13 protein-coding genes are annotated in these 16,794 nt (G+C 67.8%); 9 read left to right on the forward strand and 4 right to left on the reverse strand.

Annotation, left to right across the window (positions count from 1 at the left end; all coding sequences use genetic code 11):
• Nucleotides 1-42: 42 nt before the first annotated feature.
• Entirely contained in the window at nucleotides 43-3,861 is a 3,819-nt protein-coding gene (locus ACE026_RS13915; protein WP_486039432.1) for a LamG-like jellyroll fold domain-containing protein, read from the forward strand.
• 45 nt (nucleotides 3,862-3,906) lie between these two features.
• Here the strand turns inward: ACE026_RS13915 and ACE026_RS13920 are convergent, their stop codons facing one another.
• The 4 genes from ACE026_RS13920 to ACE026_RS13935 form a co-directional block, all read right to left on the reverse strand.
• Nucleotides 3,907-4,497 (reverse strand): cysteine dioxygenase family protein, encoded by a 591-nt coding sequence (locus ACE026_RS13920; RefSeq protein ID WP_486039433.1) that lies wholly within the window; start codon nucleotides 4,495-4,497, stop codon nucleotides 3,907-3,909.
• A gap of 116 nt (nucleotides 4,498-4,613) precedes the next feature.
• Nucleotides 4,614-5,477: a rhamnogalacturonan acetylesterase gene (locus ACE026_RS13925; RefSeq protein WP_486039434.1), complete on the reverse strand. Its 864-nt coding sequence runs from the start codon at nucleotides 5,475-5,477 to the stop codon at nucleotides 4,614-4,616.
• Entirely contained in the window at nucleotides 5,477-7,099 is a 1,623-nt protein-coding gene (locus ACE026_RS13930; RefSeq protein WP_486039435.1) for a carboxylesterase/lipase family protein, read from the reverse strand. The genes ACE026_RS13925 and ACE026_RS13930 overlap by 1 nt, the downstream gene beginning before the upstream one ends.
• The gene (locus tag ACE026_RS13935) at nucleotides 7,092-8,060 is read right to left on the reverse strand and encodes an alpha/beta hydrolase (RefSeq protein ID WP_486039436.1); all 969 of its coding nucleotides are present in this window, start codon (nucleotides 8,058-8,060) and stop codon (nucleotides 7,092-7,094) included. The genes ACE026_RS13930 and ACE026_RS13935 overlap by 8 nt, the downstream gene beginning before the upstream one ends.
• A gap of 175 nt (nucleotides 8,061-8,235) precedes the next feature.
• Between ACE026_RS13935 and ACE026_RS13940 the strand changes: the two genes are divergently transcribed.
• The 8 genes from ACE026_RS13940 to kduI all read left to right on the forward strand — a co-directional run bounded on the left by ACE026_RS13940 (nucleotide 8,236) and on the right by kduI (nucleotide 16,769).
• A complete protein-coding gene (locus tag ACE026_RS13940; protein ID WP_486039437.1) occupies nucleotides 8,236-9,057 on the forward strand; it encodes a 2-keto-4-pentenoate hydratase in 822 nt (273 codons plus the stop codon).
• A 37-nt stretch (nucleotides 9,058-9,094) separates the two neighbouring features.
• Nucleotides 9,095-10,099: a TRAP transporter substrate-binding protein gene (locus tag ACE026_RS13945; RefSeq protein ID WP_486039438.1), complete on the forward strand. Its 1,005-nt coding sequence runs from the start codon at nucleotides 9,095-9,097 to the stop codon at nucleotides 10,097-10,099.
• A gap of 12 nt (nucleotides 10,100-10,111) precedes the next feature.
• Nucleotides 10,112-10,642, forward strand: a complete 531-nt coding sequence (locus ACE026_RS13950) for a TRAP transporter small permease (protein WP_486039439.1) — start codon at nucleotides 10,112-10,114, stop codon at nucleotides 10,640-10,642.
• Between the two features lie 3 nt (nucleotides 10,643-10,645).
• Nucleotides 10,646-11,929: a TRAP transporter large permease gene (locus ACE026_RS13955; protein ID WP_486039440.1), complete on the forward strand. Its 1,284-nt coding sequence runs from the start codon at nucleotides 10,646-10,648 to the stop codon at nucleotides 11,927-11,929.
• On the forward strand, nucleotides 11,902-13,059 hold the full coding sequence (pelA, locus tag ACE026_RS13960; protein WP_486039441.1) for a pectate lyase: 1,158 nt from the start codon (nucleotides 11,902-11,904) through the stop codon (nucleotides 13,057-13,059). The genes ACE026_RS13955 and pelA overlap by 28 nt, the downstream gene beginning before the upstream one ends.
• Before the next feature lie 38 nt (nucleotides 13,060-13,097).
• Nucleotides 13,098-14,678: a family 43 glycosylhydrolase gene (locus ACE026_RS13965; RefSeq protein WP_486039442.1), complete on the forward strand. Its 1,581-nt coding sequence runs from the start codon at nucleotides 13,098-13,100 to the stop codon at nucleotides 14,676-14,678.
• A gap of 43 nt (nucleotides 14,679-14,721) precedes the next feature.
• Nucleotides 14,722-15,780 (forward strand): LacI family DNA-binding transcriptional regulator, encoded by a 1,059-nt coding sequence (locus tag ACE026_RS13970; RefSeq protein WP_123731196.1) that lies wholly within the window; start codon nucleotides 14,722-14,724, stop codon nucleotides 15,778-15,780.
• A 140-nt stretch (nucleotides 15,781-15,920) separates the two neighbouring features.
• Nucleotides 15,921-16,769, forward strand: a complete 849-nt coding sequence (gene kduI / locus ACE026_RS13975) for a 5-dehydro-4-deoxy-D-glucuronate isomerase (protein WP_486039443.1) — start codon at nucleotides 15,921-15,923, stop codon at nucleotides 16,767-16,769.
• Nucleotides 16,770-16,794: the final 25 nt, after the last annotated feature.

The raw sequence follows: 16,794 nt of genomic DNA on the forward strand, positions 1-16,794 counted from the left end.
CTGGTTCCGCTGTACTGTTTCTGCTGTCGAAAGGAAGGTCTCATGCATCGCGTTGTCGCCCCCTCGATCCGCCCCTCCCGCCTGTCCGCCAGCCTGCTGGCGCTGCTGCTCGCGGGCAGTGGCACCGCCTGGGCGCAGACCGCGCCGCAGCTGCTGTTCCACGTCTCGGCCGACCAGGGCCTGCAGGCCGATACCGCCGCGGGCGACCCGGTCCCCAACTTCGTGGACAAGGTGACGCGGGTGCCCAACGGGGCACATGGCAGCGCGATCGAATGGGCGGATGATGGCGTGTTGTCGTGGAACGCCCCGGGCAACATCCAGGCCCAGCGTGGCACGCTCGGCTTCTTCTGGCGCTCGCGCTATGCGGTGGGGGAAGCGCCGTTCGTGATCTTCCGGGTCGGCTATGCCGACCACAGCAGCTGGGACATGGCCTGGCTGCGCATCGATTGGAACGGCCACGGCTTCGATGCCTTTGTCACCGATGCCAACCTGGCGCGCACGCGCGTGTCGTTCAAACTCGACCAGAACCCCTCGCCCCAACAGTGGCAGCACATCGCCTTCGGCTGGGATGAGAACCACGGCGTGCGGCTGTACGTGGATGGCAAGGAGGTCGCCCGCCAGGAGACCACCGCCGACTACGACGCCGCACTGGATCAGCTCGGCCTGGCCGGTCGCGTGATGGCGCCCTACCAGGTGCAGAGCCGCTACAACTTCCTGCGGGGCAGCGATTTTGACGAGATCCGCGTCTATGACCGCCTGCTCGACCCGGCCGGCATGGCCGCGCTGGCCCGCAATGCCGCCCCCCGCACTGCAGTAGCCGAACCGGACCCGATGCGCGCCTGGCGCCATCGCCACGGCTGGGACGCTGCGCCGCCGCCGGCGCTGACCGTGCCGACCACCACGATCCGCAAGATCGAGTTCGCCGATACCAAGGACCACAAGCAATGGATGTGGAAGGCGACCGACGGCATCGCCGAGACCACCTGGCCGGGCGTGTACAACCGCTCGCGGCTGGCCGGGCGCGATGATTGCTTCCAGCTGCCCGACTGGAACACGTACGTCGATGGTGGCCAGCAGCTCGACCTGACCTTGCCGGCCGGTGAGACCGTCAACCGCATCGAAGTACGCGGCGCCGCCTTCGGCGGGTTGAGCCACAGCGTGGACGGCCAGCCCGCGCAGGCGCTGTTCGAGCGTCCGCAGGGCGTGGTCCGCAGCGTCAACCCGATTCCCGCGCAGGACGGTGGCGTGCTGCACTTCCGCAACACGGCGCAGGAAACCCCGATCCAGGAGATCTGGGCCTACCAGGTGAGCGATGCCGCCGAGCCGGAGGGCACGGTCAAGCAGCGCTACCTGATCGACAGCCAGGCCCTGCCGGACTACACCAACATCGCTGCGCTGCGCGAGTACATCGACGGCCGCTACCCGGCGGCCGAACGCAGCACGGTGATGGCGCTGCCCAAGGGCGCCGGCTCACGCAAGCGCACGGCCGACACACTGCCCGCGCAGCCGTTGCCGATCGTGCACGTACTGATTCCCTCCGGCGTGAGCGACGCACCGGCTGCACAGCCGCTGATCCGCAGCTGGGCGCACAGCTGGGAGAACATGCATGACGGACTGGACGGCATCGCGATCGATCTGCCCAAGCTGGACCTGCCGGCGACCCATGACGGCCTGATCCCGCTCAACATCCGCATCAAGGACCCGCTCTGGCCGGCGCGCGACATGATCGACGTGTCGGTCTCGGTCAAGCCGGGCCAGAAGCGCACGCTGTGGCTGGACCTGCGCGATCGCATCCTGACCGCCGACAGCCTGTGGATCTCCGTCGCGTCGGCCGCACCGGGGTTCAACGCCACCTCGCTGGACGGTGCGGAAATCCGCATGGTCTACAAGGACCGCGAGGAGGCGAAGAAAGAACACATCGCCGACCGCTTCAACCAGGTGCGCGACAACTGGGGCTTCCTGGTCGAAGAGCACACCACCTCCAAGCGCCAGCGCCTGTACGCGCGCGTGTACGCCGATCTCAGCGACCTGCTGCGGGTGGACCCGGACCACGAGCTCGGCCGCCTGTACTGGAACTACATCAGCTACAACAGCCAGGGCAAGCCGCCGTTCACCCAGCCCGAGGCGCCCAAGGGCGTGCCGCTGTGGGCGTTCCGGCAAACCGAAGACCTCACCTACGTGCGCCGCTTCATCGAGTGGTGGATCGACAACCGCCAGATCGCCTACGGCGATTTCGGCGGCGGCATCTCCGACGATTCCGATCTGACCCAGCAGTGGCCGGGCCTCGCTTTGATGGGCGTGCAGCCGGACAAGCTCAATGCCTCGCTGATCGCGCTGTCCGATGCGGTGTACCGCAATGGCATGTTCAGCAACGGCTTGAGCACCATCGAAACCGATGAGCTGCACGCGTACGAGGAAGGCATCAACACCAACAGCGCGATGCTCTACCTCAACTGGGGCGATCCGCTCACCGTCGAGCGCCTGATGGAAACGGTGAAGGCGTTCGACGAGCGCATCATCCTGCCCAACCCGCAGGGCCATCTGCTGTTCTCCAGCAACTGGTTCGGCGGCAACAAGGTCTACCGCGAACCGAACTGGCAATGGCAGAAGCCGTATTCCTTTCCGGTCCTGCACCCGGCGTTCCTGATCGGCCAGTACAACGCCGATCCGACCGGCCGCAAGCTGGTTACCGGGCTGGCCGATGGCTACCTCGCCCACGCCTACACCGACGACAAGGGCCGCTGGGCACTGCCGAACGAGATCAACTGGGCAACTGGCAAAACCCGCGGCGGTGAGCTCAACAATGGCTCGGGCAGCGGCGACATCATGCACACCTTCTGGGCGGCATGGCGCTGGACCGGCGATGACAAATACCTCAAGGCCCTGGACTACCGCGTCGAGCGTGGGGGGCCGGGGGCGCTGTCCAACCTGGGCGAGAACTATGTCGAGGTCCTCGGCCGCGGCGCCGAGTGGAACCCGCGCTTCATCAGCGATGCCGACAGCGGCAGCACCGGCTTCGCCAGCCTGATGGCGTGGCAGGCCACCGGCGACAAGAAGTACCTGGAGGCGCTGCATGCCGATGGCATCCAGGCCAAGGCGCAGCGCGAATACATGAACACCGAAGGCCACTGGTGGTCCGACCGTGTCGAAGCGCCAAGCGAATTCCTGCAGCGTGCACGCCTGGGCGGCATCGCGCTCAAGCGCAACCAGAGCTGGCCGGGCCACACCGTGAGCTGGCGCTTCGCCCAGCCGCAGGCGGCCGAGCAGGTCGCGCTGCTGGTACATGCACCCTCGCCGGACCGCTTCAAGGTGATCGCCTACAACCTAGGCAAGCACGCAGTGGATGCGGAGATGAGCACCTGGAACGTCACCGCCGGGCAATGGCGGATGACCAGCGGCGTGGACCGCGACGGCGATGACACGATCGATGGCAAGGCCACCACGCGCGATCTCACCCTGGAGCGCAGTGCCTCGACCACGCTGCGGTTCGTGCCGGGCCAGAGCCAGGTGTTCGAGTTCGAGCTGGTGCAGGCCGGCACGCCGGTCGAACAGCGCGCCGACCTCGGCATCGGGCGGGGCGATGTGCGCGTGGACGGGCGTCAGGTGCAGGTGACCGTGCACAGCCTGGGCCATGTCGCCACCGGTGTGGGCGTGGCAGTGCTGGAAGATGCCAAGGGCCGTGAGCTGGCCCGCGTCGAGATTCCGAGCCTGGCCGCGCCGAGCGACCTGCTGCCGAAGACCACGATCGTCAATCTGCCGTTGCCGGCCGGGGATCGCGGTGGCCTGCGCGTGCGTGTCATGCAGGCCGATGGTGCGGCGGAAGTGACCCAGCGCAACAACGTGGTGGCGCTCGACCAGTAGCGCCATGCCATGCAGGGCTGCTTCGGCGCCGGCACCCCGCCGGCGCTAGGCCGCGTCGGTTTCCATCACCTGCACGCGGCGCTGGTACCAGCCGTCGGCCTCGGGCTCGAAGATGGCGCTGCGGGTCATCTCGCCCTGGTAGACGTGCACCGAGATCGCCAGCGCATCGTCGCTGGTGTTGCGGATGGTGTGGTACTCGTGCGGCGGGATCAGGCTGCCGGCACTGCCGCAGTCGCCCAGCACGGGTGGCTCCGGGCGGAAACGAAAACGCTCGCCGTCGCGCTCCAGCAGCTGGTACTGGGTGATCTCCAGCTGGCCCAGCCAGACCCCCTCCACGCACCACAGCCCGCTGTGGTCGTGCAGCGGCGTGCCCTGCCCCGGCCCCCAGCTCATCGCGACGATGCTGTAGCCGTGCACCGGGCTGCGGTACAGCTCGCGGCGGGCGTAGTGATCCTCGATCGGGTGATGCACGCAGGCCGGCAGCTGGATGCGGCTGTCGGCGATCGCTTCGCGCAACGCCGCGCGCAGCGTTGCGGCGATCTGGTGCGCGTGCTCGTGCTGGACGGCATGGTCGACGGCGGCGATCAATCGATCACGGCCATGGAACGGAGGAAACGGGTTGCATTGGTCTTGCATACCCCGAGTCTAGGCGATCCCGGTGAACAGCGTGTTTGACCTGAATCACATCCAATCGACCCACAATCCCCGACGTAGCGATCCATTCGAAAGAATTCGAAGGGTCTGCCTATCGATCAGGGAATCAGCAGCGGTCGCAACGACGGGACCTGCCGGGCCAGTTCCTCGGTGACCAGCGTGGCGAACAACGCTGCGCCGTCCGGGCCCAGATGGGTGTAATCGAAGGCGACCTTGGCCTGCCCCATGGGCTCGGTGAGGGCGTTGTTCTGCGCGGCCGGTGCGCCGGCCATGGGGGCGGCGCCCACGGTGGTCCCGCCCAGCGCCGCGCTGACCTGGGCGGGCGTAGCGGCCGCCTGCGCCAGCGGCATCGAAGCCACCGGCCCCAGCGCCTGCACCACCGCGCGGCTGCGCGCGTGCAGATCGACCAACGGCACCTCCATCTCGCGCGCGACCGTGCGCACCGCCTCGGCCCACGGCGCCAGGTCATCGATCAGCACGCCATCGGCGAACTGGCGGCGGGTCAACGGGGTCAGCAGCACCGGCTGCGCACCGGCGGCCCGGATCTCACGTACATAGCGGCGCAGGTTGTCCGGGAACTCGCGCTGCAGATCGGTGGAGCGGCCCGGCTTGCCGGGCTGGTCGTTGTGGCCGAACTGGACCAGCACCCACGTGCGCGCGTAGCCGGGTGTGCGCATCTCCGCCTGGGCCAGCGCCCACGAGCCTTCGGCGCGGTAGTTGTAGGTACTGCGGCCGCCACGGGCCAGGTTGGTGCAGGTCAGGAACGAGGTCACGTGCCGGGCGCAGAACGCCGGGCCCCAGCCGCCCTGCACGGCCGTGGTGGAATCGCCGACCAGCACGATCTTGCTGGCCCGGATCGGGGGCGGTGCCGGGCGATCCAGCACCGCCGGATCCCCGGCGCCCTGCGCCGCGCTCATCAGGCCGAACAGCACGCTGCCCAGCAGCCAGGACGTACACCGCATCAGAACGTACCTCGTTGAATGAAGGGGGCCTGCTGATAGAGGCGACGCTCGCCACCGCGGGGGTCGTCAGCCTGCTGCGAGGTGCTATCGAACAGCATCGTTTCGCGGCGGGCCAGCGAATAGGTCTGCCAGCGAGGCAGTCCGCCATGATTCGGATCGCCATGGCGGGCGAAGGCGATCAAGGCCTCGCTCATCGTGGCCGCCACGCGGGTCGCGGCTTCGCCGTCACCGGTGCGTGAGCCGGGGCGATCAGTCGTATCGAACACCAGCGGGATATCCAGCGTGTGGAACGCGCCGAACTTGCCGCCGTCCAGCGGCGAGCCCCAATCGAGTTGATAGGCCCAGGTGGGTGCGCCCTGGCGCGCACGCGCCTCCAGTTCCTCCACCGCACCGCGCCATGAACGACCGGCGGTGGTGGCCGCGAAGAACACCTCCGAAGGCGTGTAGTGCGGATACAGGCGGCGGTACTCGGCGATCACCACCGAGGGCAGCAGGTCCACGTACTGTTCTTTTTCCAGCTTGGCCGGCAGCGTCTGCCAGGTCAGCGCGAAGTTGGCCGGGTCGTTGCCGAGGAAGGCGCGGGTTTCATCGTGGGTGTTGCCGATCACCATCGGAATCCCGGCGGACTGCGCGGGCGCCTCCGGCCAGAACGGATGCACCGGCAACGAACGCCCGTCCAGCACCGGCCCGACATACAGGCTGCTGTTTTCCACGCGCGAAGGGTCGCGCGCACGGGTGGCGGCCAGCAGTGCTTCCATTGGCATCGTGCGCAGCGCCTCGGCATCGGCCGCCCCGACCGCCTGCATCGCGATCTGCGCGCGCTGGGTGGCCGCCCGCGGGCCGGCGGCGGTGACCTGCTGCCCGCTCATGGTCCACGCGCGCTGGAACAGGCCACGCGCGGCGGGCATGGCCATCAGCGTGGCGATCTTCGCGCCACCGCCGGATTGCCCCACCACGGTGATGTTGCCCGCATCGCCGCCGAACTCGTGTGCATGCTGGCGAACCCACTGCAGCGCCTGGACCAGATCGAGCTGGCCGACGTTGCCGGAATCGGCGAAACGCGCATCGCCCAGCTGCGCGAGGTACAGATAGCCGAACACGTTGAGACGATGGTTGACCGTGACCACCACCACGTCGCCGCGCCGGCACAACGCGCTGCCGTCGTACAGCGGATCGCTGCCCGAGCCGTTGTTGTAGGCACCGCCGTGGATGTAGAACACGATCGGGCGCTTGCCGCCATCGCGCAGCGCCGGGGTCCACACGTTGAGGTAGAGGCAGTCTTCGCTGCCCGGCCCTTCGCTGCCGCCCTGCGGCGCGGCATTGCCGTACGCCAGCGCATCACGCACCCCGCGCCAGGCCGCTTCCTGCACGGCCGGCTGGAAGCGCCGGGCGGCGGTATCGGCGCCGTAGGGAAGGCCGCGGAACACGTGGATGCCCTGCTCCAGTTGCCCGCGCACGCGGCCACTGCGCACGCGCGCCAGCGGCGCGGCATCGTGGCGCGGGCCGGGCACACCGGCGAAGGCGGGCAGCAGCGGCAGGCTGGTCGCACCGAGCATCAGCGCATAGCGCGCGCTGTCGCGCAGGAAACGGCGCCGCTGCAGATCGGCGGGGGAATCAGTCATGGCGCGCAGGCTCCGTGTGGCGCGAAGAAATCCAGCGCAGCGCCAGCTCGGGCCACTGCGCGACGGTCAGACCGGCCGGGATGCGCACGCCGAAGCCGTGGCCGCCGAACGGGAACAGATGCATTTCAGTGGTGACACCGGCGCGCAGCAGCGCCTGGTAATAGACCAGGCTGTTGTGGACCGAGACCACGTTGTCGTCCTGCGCATGCACCAGGAAGGTCGGCGGCGTATCGGCGCGGACCTGATCCTGCATGGAAAACTGCCGTTGCAGCGCCGCATCCGGATGCGGCCCGAGCAGACGGGTACGCGAGCCGGTATGCGCATGCGTGCCCATGTCGATCACCGGGTAGATCAGCAGCGCGACATCCGGCCGCGCGCTGAGCGCATCGATGGCGTCGCGATGCGGGTAGGCCGGTGCATCGAAGCCGTTGCTCAACCGCGCGGCAACGTGCCCGCCGGCCGAGAACCCCATCACCCCGACGCGTGCCGGATCAATCTGCCAGCGGGCGGCATCCGCGCGGATCACCCGCATCGCGCGTTGCGCGTCGGCCAGTGCGGCTTGCCGATCGCTGCGACCGGCAGGCAGCCGATAACGCAGCACGAACAGGGTCACGCCGCCCTGCTCCACGAAGGCCGGCACCAGGGCGGTGCCTTCCTTGTCCAGCACGATGCGCTGATAGCCGCCGCCCGGCACCACCAGCAGGGCGCTGCCATTCGGGCGTGCCGGCCGGTACACGACCAGGTAGGGCGCACTGACGTTGTCGATGTAGCGGTCCGGCAGCGCCGGATCGCGGCTGCGCTCGATCACGTTGGGCACGTTGGCCGGGCCGGCTTCGCCGGGCACCTGGCCGTTCGGCCACAGCGCGATGCGGTCGGAGGCGCCCGCGGCCGGTTCGGTCTCCGGCACGGGGCGATCGGCGGCGTGGACCAGACCGCTGGCCAGCAGCAGGAGAGTCAGCATGGGCAACGCGAGGAAGCGGCGCATCCGGGTACGTCCTTCGGGCAGGGGAACAGGCATCGTGCCTGACCGGCAGCCGTTCTGATGCGCTGCACATTGCCAATGACACCGGTTTACCATATACAGCTCATCCAGCCACTGTCGATTGGCAGTGCAACAATTTTTCCGGGAGACCCGCTTGAGCAACGAACACGGCAAACAGGACCTGCCAGACCAGGGTTTGGGCGAGATCGCCCGCCACTTCGTCAGCGCCCGCCAACAAGGCCAATCCCTGCCGGACTTCCCGGGAAACATCCCGGAAGATCTCGTTACCGCCTACCAGGTACAGGACCAGGCCATCGCGCTGTGGGACGACCAGGTGGTGGGCTGGAAGGTCGGCTACATCGCTGCCGAGCGCCGCGATGTCTCCGGCGACGACCGTCTGCTGGGGCCGATCTTCTCGCGTCATCTCTGGAATGCTACCGGTGGAACAGTAGAGATTCCGGTGTTTGTCGGCGGGTTCGGCGCGGTCGAGGCCGAGTACGTGATCCAGCTGCAGGAAGACGCCCCGGCGGACAAGCTGCACTGGACCCCGGAAGAAGCCGAGGCGCTGGCCGCCAAGCTTTTCATCGGCGTTGAAGTGGCCAGCAGCCCGCTGGCGACGATCAACAAGCTCGGCCCGCGCGTGGTGGTGTCGGACTTCGGCAACAACAACGGCCTGGTGCTCGGCCCGGAGATCCCGGACTGGACGCGCCTGGATGACGCCGACCTGCGTGCGGAAACCCGCATCGAAGGCCAGGTGGTCGGCACCGGTGGCGCGACCCTGCTGCCCGGTGGCCTGCGCACCGCCTATGCGTTCGCCCTGGGCCGCTCGGCGCAGCGTGGGCGGCCGTTGAAGGCCGGCGATCTGATCGCCAGTGGGAACGCGACCGGCATCCACGACATCGCCGTGGGCCAGCAAGCATTGATCCGTTTCGTCGGCTACGGCGACATTACCTGCAAGGCCATCGCCGCCGGATAACCGCGCGGACATGGCGAGCACGCTTGGGAGGGCGCAGATGTTCACTCGCAGAAGTTTCCTGGCTACCAGTCTGGGCGCGCTTGCCGCGCCCGCGCTGACAGCCTGTTCGCGGTCGTCCAACGCCGCACCGGCCGGTGCGCAGCTGTTGACCGCCACCGATGTCCACGTCGCCGATTACCCCACCGTCACCGCGGTGAAATGGATCGGGCAGACCCTGGAAGAAAAAACCGGCGGCCGGCTGCGGCTGCGCCAGTACCACTCCGGCCAACTGGGCCGCGAGTCCGAGGCGATCGACATGGCCCGCTTCGGCGCCATCGATATCACCCGCGTCTACTCCGGCGCGCTCAACAACGCGTTTCCGCTGACCCAGGGCCTGTGCCTGCCGTACGTGTTCGAGTCGGTGGCGCACATGCGCCGCGCACTCGATGGCGGCGTCGCCGATACGGTTCTGCAGGGCTTTGAAACCCGCGATCTGGTCGGCCTGGCGATCTACGATTCCGGCGCGCGCTGTTTCTACAACACCAAGCACCCGATCGTGGAACCCAAGGACCTGCACGGCCTCAAGCTGCGCGTGGCGTCCTCGGACATCTTCATCCAGCTGATGCGCCTGCTCGGTGCCAACCCGACGCCGATGTCGCTGGGTGACACCTTCTCGGGCATGGAAACGCACATGATCGACGGTGCGGAAAACAACATGCGCAGCTTCCACTCCAGCCGTCATTTCGAGGCCGCGCACTACTGGTCGCAGAGCGATCACTCCTACGCACCGGACGTGCTGCTGATGTCGCGGCAGAGCTTCGATGCGCTGAGCCCGGCCGACCGCACGTTGGTGATCGAGACCGCGCGTGAATCGGTGCAGGTGATGCGCGAGCAGTGGGATGCCTCGGAAAACACCGCCCGCCAGGCGGTGGCCGATTTCGGCATCAAATTCAACGAGGTCGACATGCCGGCCTTCCGCAAGGCCGCCGATCCGCTCCTGCAGCGTTACCTGCAGCAGCCGGAGCTGGCCGCCCTCACCCGTCGCATCCGCGACTTCGCCTGAGGCCCCGACGCGATGTCCGACTCGACTTCCGAAACCGTCATCACCCCCACCGCGCCGCAGCGCCTGCTCAACGTCATCGCCGATGTGGCGATCTACATTGCCGTCATCGCCCTGCTGGGCCTGGTGGTGGTGCAGGGCTGGCAGGTGTTCGCCCGCTATGTGATCAATGATTCGCCCAGCTGGACCGAGCCGGTCACGCTGCTGCTGCTGGCCACGGCGATGAGCCTGGGTGCGGCCACCGGTGTGCATACCCGCCGCCACTTCGGCTTCTTCCTGCTGGCCGCGCACATGCGCCCGGGCCTGCGCCGCGCCGTCGATGTGTTCACCGCGCTGGTGGTGGCCGTGCTGGGCGTGGTCATCGCCTGGTGGGCGGCGGTGCTGCTGATGGACGGCCTGGATATCAAGGCCGCCGGCGCCCACCTGCCGCAGAGCATCAACTACCTGCCCCTGTCGATCGGTGGCGCCTTGATGGCGATCTTCGCCGTGAACCAGATGGCGCTGGCTGTACGGCCGGCCGATGCCGTTGCCGAGGGAGATCGCTGAGTCATGGGTATTACCATTCTTTTCACCGTGTTCGCGGTGCTGTTGCTGCTCGGTGTGCCGGTTGCGTTCGCGCTGGCCGCCGCCGCTCTGGCCACGCTGTGGTACCTGGATCTGCCGACGCTGGTGCTGGTCCAGCAGATTTCCGCCGGTACCGGCTCGGCTTCACTGATCGCCATTCCCTTGTTCATCTTCGCCGGCGAAATCATGATGCGCGGCGGCATCTCCGAGCGTCTGATCTCGCTGGCCTCGTCGCTGGTCGGTCGCATGCGCGGTGGCCTGGGCCAGGTCTCGATCCTGTCCTCCCTGTTCTTCGGCGGTGTGTCCGGTTCGGCCATCGCCGACGTCTCGGCGGTCGGTGGCACGATGATCCCGCAGATGGTCAAGCGCGGTTACGACCGTGACTTCGCGGTCAACGTCAGCATCACCGCCGCGCTGGTGGCGCTGCTGGTGCCGCCGTCGCACAACCTGATCCTGTTCTCGGCCGCGGCCGGTGGTGGGCTGTCGATCGCCGATCTGTTCGCGGCCGGTATCGTGCCGGCGCTGTTGATGACCGTCGTCCTGATGATCACCGGTTATCTCGTGGCACGCCGCCGCGGTTACGGCGTGGAGATCTTCCCGGGCTGGCGTGCGGTGCTGCTGCGCCTGGTCTCGGCGCTGCCTGGCCTGGGCCTGGTCGCGCTGATCTTCATCGGTATCCGTGCCGGCATCTTCACCGCGGTGGAGAGCGCGGCGATCGCCGTGGTCTACGCGCTGCTGGTGACCACCGTGCTGTACCGCCAGCTCGACTGGCGCGAGTTCCTCGGCACGGTCACCCATGCCGCGCGAAGCACCGGTGTGATCCTGTTCGTGATCGCCACGGCGGCCGTGTTCGGCTTGCTGCTGGCGTATCTGGAAGTGCCGTCGGCCGCGGTCAACTTCCTGCAGTCGTTCGCGCACAGTCAGTTCATGGTGCTGTTGATGATCGTGATCATGCTGTTGCTGCTGGGCACCTTCATGGATCTGGCGCCGATGATCCTGATCTGCACGCCGATCTTCCTGCCGGTGGCCAAGGCCTACGGCATCGATCCGATCCACTTCGGGCTGGTGCTGGTGTTGACCGGTGGCCTGGGCCTGGTGACGCCGCCGGTGGGCTCGGTGCTGTTCATCGGGACCGCGATCGGCAAGATCAGCGTCGGTGAGAGCATGCGCTCGATCTGGCCGTTCTGGTTCGCCGCGCTGGGCGTGCTGTTGATCGTCACCTTCTTCCCGGAAATGTCGCTGTGGCTGCCCGCCCTGCTGCGCGCGTAAGCGTGCGGCGGTTGGCGGCCCTGCTGTGGATCGCCCTGCCCTGCGCCGTCATGGCGCAGGGCCAGGACATCCCGCTGCGCGGCTTCCAGGACGGCATCAACCATTGGCAGAGCGGGCACGGCACGGACTACCCGCGGCATGCCCCCGATCAGTACCGGCAGATCGCCGACAATCTGGTCGCACTGCAACGCCATGGCGGCGGCTGGGCGGTCAACCAGGATCCGCAGCGGATCCTCGACGATGCCGCCAAGGCACAGGTGCTGGCCGACCAGGCCACGCCCGGGGGCAGCTTCGACAACCGCAACATCTACACCCAGGTCAGCTACCTGGCCGACGCCTTCGCGCGCAGCGGCGATGCCCGCTACCGCGACGCGGCCGTGCGCGGCCTGGACTTCATCCTCGCCGAGCAGATCCCCCGCTGTGGCGGCTGGCCGCACTCGGTGCCCTCGCGCACCTCGTACCACGGCCACATTACCTTCGCTGACGACGTCACCAGTGGCGTGCTGACCACGCTGCGACGCATCCAGCGTGAACCGGCGTTCGGCTTCATCACCGCCGATCAACGTGCCCGCGTGGACGCGGCCGTGACCGCCGGCGACGCCTGCCTGCTGCGCCTGCAGGTGCGCCAGGACGGCGTGCCGACGATCTGGGCCGGTCAGTACGACCGCACCACCCTGCTGCCCGCGCAGGGCCGGAAATTCGAACTGCCGGCGCTGGTCACCGACGAGAGTGTCGGCGTGGTCCGCTACCTGATGTCGATCCCCGATCCCACGCCGGAGGTGGTCGCCTCGGTCAACGCCGCGATGGCGTGGTTCCAGGCGCATGCGTTGACCGGGTGGCGGCTGGAGACGTTCGAGACGACCCCGGCGCAGTTCCAGTTCCATCGCACCACGGTCGACCGCCGCCTGGTCGCCGATGCGGGCGCGCCGCTGCTGTGGGGCCGCTTCCACGACCTGCACGACAGTGGCGTGCTGCTGGCCAACCGCGAGGGTGAACGCGTGGCCACGTTCAACGACATCCCGCGCGAGCGCCGCACCGGCTATCACTGGTACGGAACTTGGCCGCAGGCCCTGATCACCACCGAGTACCCACGCTGGCAACAGCGTCTTGCCGGGACCGGGGCGCGCTGAGCGCGGCCGGCCCACGATACGTTCAAGGGAGAAAGACGATGCACCTGAGGAAGACCCTGGCGAGCTTCGCCACCGCCTGCCTGCTGCTGGCTGGCGCCGGCCACGCCGCCGAGCCGGCCACCGCCTGGAAGCGCGGGATCGAGAACCAGCGCCAGGCCGATCTGGGCAATGGCACCTTCCTCAACCCGGTGTTCGCCGGTGATCGCCCGGACCCGTCGGTGCTCAAGGATGGGCAGGACTACTACCTCACCCTGTCCTCGTTCGATGCCTACCCCGGCCTGCCGATCTGGCACTCGCGCGATCTGGTCAACTGGCAGCCACTGGGCCACGCGATCACCAGGAACGTGGGTGCGATCTGGGCCCCGGACATCGTCAAGCACGGCAGCCGCTACTACATTTATTTCCCGGCCCGCACGGGCGAGACCCGCAGCAACTTCGTGGTCTGGGCCGACAGCATCAAGGGCCCGTGGAGCGAGCCGATCGATATCGGCCTGGGCAGCTACATCGATCCCGGCCATGCCGTGGGCGAAGACGGCAAGCGCTATCTGTTCCTCAGCGGTGGCGACTACGTGCAGCTGGCCGATGACGGCCTGAGCGTGGTCGGCACGCCCAAGCACGTCTACGACGGCTGGAAGTACCCGGAAAGCTGGGACGTGGAGGCCTATGCGCAGGAAGGCCCGAAGATCAACTTCCGCGATGGCTGGTACTACATGACCACCGCCGTGGGGGGCACCGCCGGCCCGCCGACCGGGCACATGGTGATCACCGCGCGCTCGCGCTCGATCCACGGCCCGTGGGTGAATGCCCCGAACAACCCGATCATGCGCACCCAGTCGGCCGCCGAGCCGTGGTGGTCGCGCGGCCATGCCACGGTGATTGAAGGCACCGACGGGCGCTGGTGGATGATGTATCACGGCTACGAGAACGGGTACTGGACGCTGGGCCGCCAGGCGCTGCTGGAGCCGATCGAATGGACCGCCGATGGCTGGTTCGTGGCCAAGGGCGGTGACCTCGGCCAGCCGCTCGCCAAGCCGTCGGGGACCTCGGTCGGCCAGCACGGCATGGCCTTGTCCGATGACTTCCGCGGCAAGGCCCTCGGCGCGCAGTGGTCGTTCTTCAATCCTGCCCAGGACGAGTACAAGCGCCTGGCCTTCACCGGCAAGGGCATGGTGCTGCAGGGCAAGGGCAGCACCCCGCGCGACAGCTCGCCGCTGACCGCCATCGCCGGTGACAAGGCCTACCAGTTCGAGGTCGAGATGGAGATCGCCCCGGGCGCGGTGGGCGGTGCCCTGCTCTACTACAGCGACCGCCTGTATGTGGGCGTGGGCAGCAACGGCGAGAAGTTCATCATGCACCGCTACGGCGAGGAGCGCCCCACCCGGCTGGCCCCCAGCGCCACCGGCGGCAAGCTGTGGCTGCGCGTCACCAACAACCGCCATATCGTCACCATCCACTCCAGCACCGATGGCAAAACCTGGCAGAAGTACCCGGTTCAGATGGAAGTCTCCGGCTACCATCACAATGTGGCGGGCAAGTTCCTGGCCCTGAAGCCGGCGATCTATGCTGCCGGCGACGGCAAGGTCCAGTTCCGGAATTTCCGCTACCGCGCCCTCGATTGAGCTCCCCGCTAGAATCCCTTGACTCATCCCCGGTTTGAACGACATGTCATTGCGCAGCAAAACCGATCCGTCGCCGCACGGATTGACCAAAGGCAAGGCCGCCACGATCAACGACATCGCGCGTCTGTCCGGGGTATCGAAGAAGACCGTCTCGCGCATCATCAACAACTCGCCGCTGGTGCGTAAGGACACGCGCGAAAAGGTTGAAGCACTGATGCGCGAGGTCGGTTACACGCCCGACCCGCTGGCCCGCGGGCTGGCATTCCGCCGCTCGTTCCTGATCGGGATGGTGTACGACAACCCGACCGCCCAGTACATCGTGGACATGCAGTACGGCGCGCTGGATGCGCTGCGCGGCTCCAGTTTCGAACTGGTCGTGCATCCCTGCGATTCGCGCAGCCCCGGCTACATCGATGGCGTGCGCCGCTTCGTCCAGCAGCAGAAGCTGCACGGCGTGATCCTGGTGCCACGTGCCTCCGAAGACCAGGCGCTGGTGGACATGCTCGATGAGATCGGCTGCCGCTTCACCCGGATCGCCTCGCTGCCGCTGGACGAAACCTCGCAGATGGTGGTCACCCACGACCGCGACGGTGCCGCCGAAGCGGCCGATTACCTGCTCTCGCTGGGCCACCGCGATATCGCCCTGGTCACCGGCCCGAGTGCCTACCGCTCGGCCCACGAACGCACCGCCGGCTTCATCGATGCCCTCGCCAAGCGCGGCATCGAGCTGCCGCCGGCACGCATCGTGGAGGCCGGGTACACCTTCGAATCCGGTGTGGCCGCGGCCGAGAAGCTGCTGCTGGGCAAGCAGCGCCCGACCGCCATCTTCACCGGGAACGATGAAATGGCCGCCGGTATCTACAAGGTCGCGCTGCGCGCGGGCATCAACATCCCGCGCCAGCTCTCGATCATCGGCTACGACGACAGCCCGCTGGCCTCGCGCCTGTGGCCCTCGCTGACCTCGGTGCGGCGCCACACCCGCGATACCGGCCGCACGGCTGCGGCCATGCTGATCCAGCCCGATGGCCAGGCCGTGATGCAGCACGCCAGCGTGCGCCCGCACCTGATCGTGCGCGATTCCTGCCAGCCGCCCGAGGATTGATATCTGCGGGAGATTCCGCGCGCCGGGGCCCGTCCCGGCCTATCGTGCGCTGCAAAATGACACCGGTTTACCAACTGGCTACAATCACCTGAAATCGTGCCGGGGCCGACCCATCGCCCCACCCCTGCTCTGGAGACGCCATGTACTGCAAGACCCATTACGCCACCCATCCCGACGCCATCAAGGGCGCCAGCAATGACGAGCTGCGCGATCTGTACCTGCTCGACGGTCTGTTCAATGCCGATGCGGTGACCCTGAAGTACACCCACTACGAGCGCTTCGTGCTCGGCGGTGCGGCCCCGGTCAACGGCCCGGTCTCGCTGCCCAAGCAGACCGAACCGGCCTCGGCCGCCGGCCATGCCTTCCTGGAACGCCGCGAACTGGGCGTGATCAACGTCGGCGCCGGCAGCGGCACCATCACCGTGGACGGCACCGTGTTCAAGCTCGGGCCGAAGGATGGCCTGTACGTGGCCATGGGCAGCACCGAGGTGGTGTTCGCCTCCGATGACGCCGCCACCCCGGCGCAGTTCTACCTGGCCTCGACCCCGGCGCATGCGCGCTTCGAGACCAAGGCGCTGTCGATCAAGGACGCCGTGGCCCTGGACCGTGGCGCGCTGGAAACCAGCAACGAGCGCACCATCTACCAGTACATCGTGCCGGCCACCTGCCAGTCCTCGCAGCTGCTGCTGGGCCTGACCGTGCTCAAGCCGGGCAGCGTGTGGAACACCATGCCGCCGCACCTGCACGACCGCCGCAGCGAAGTCTATTTCTACTTCGATCTGGGCCAGAACGACCGCGTGTACCACTTCATGGGCGAGCCGGACGCGCAGCGCCACATCGTCATCCAGAACAACGAAGCCGTCGTGTCGCCGCCGTGGTCCATCCACATGGGCGCCGGCACCAGCAACTACGCCTTCATCTGGGCGATGGGCGGCGAGAACCTGGATTACACCGACATGCACGTGCTGGACATCTGCCAGCTCAAGTGACCCCGACGCGGGGGGGGGGGGGGGG

Source organism: Stenotrophomonas sp. AGC87, from assembly GCF_057333975.1.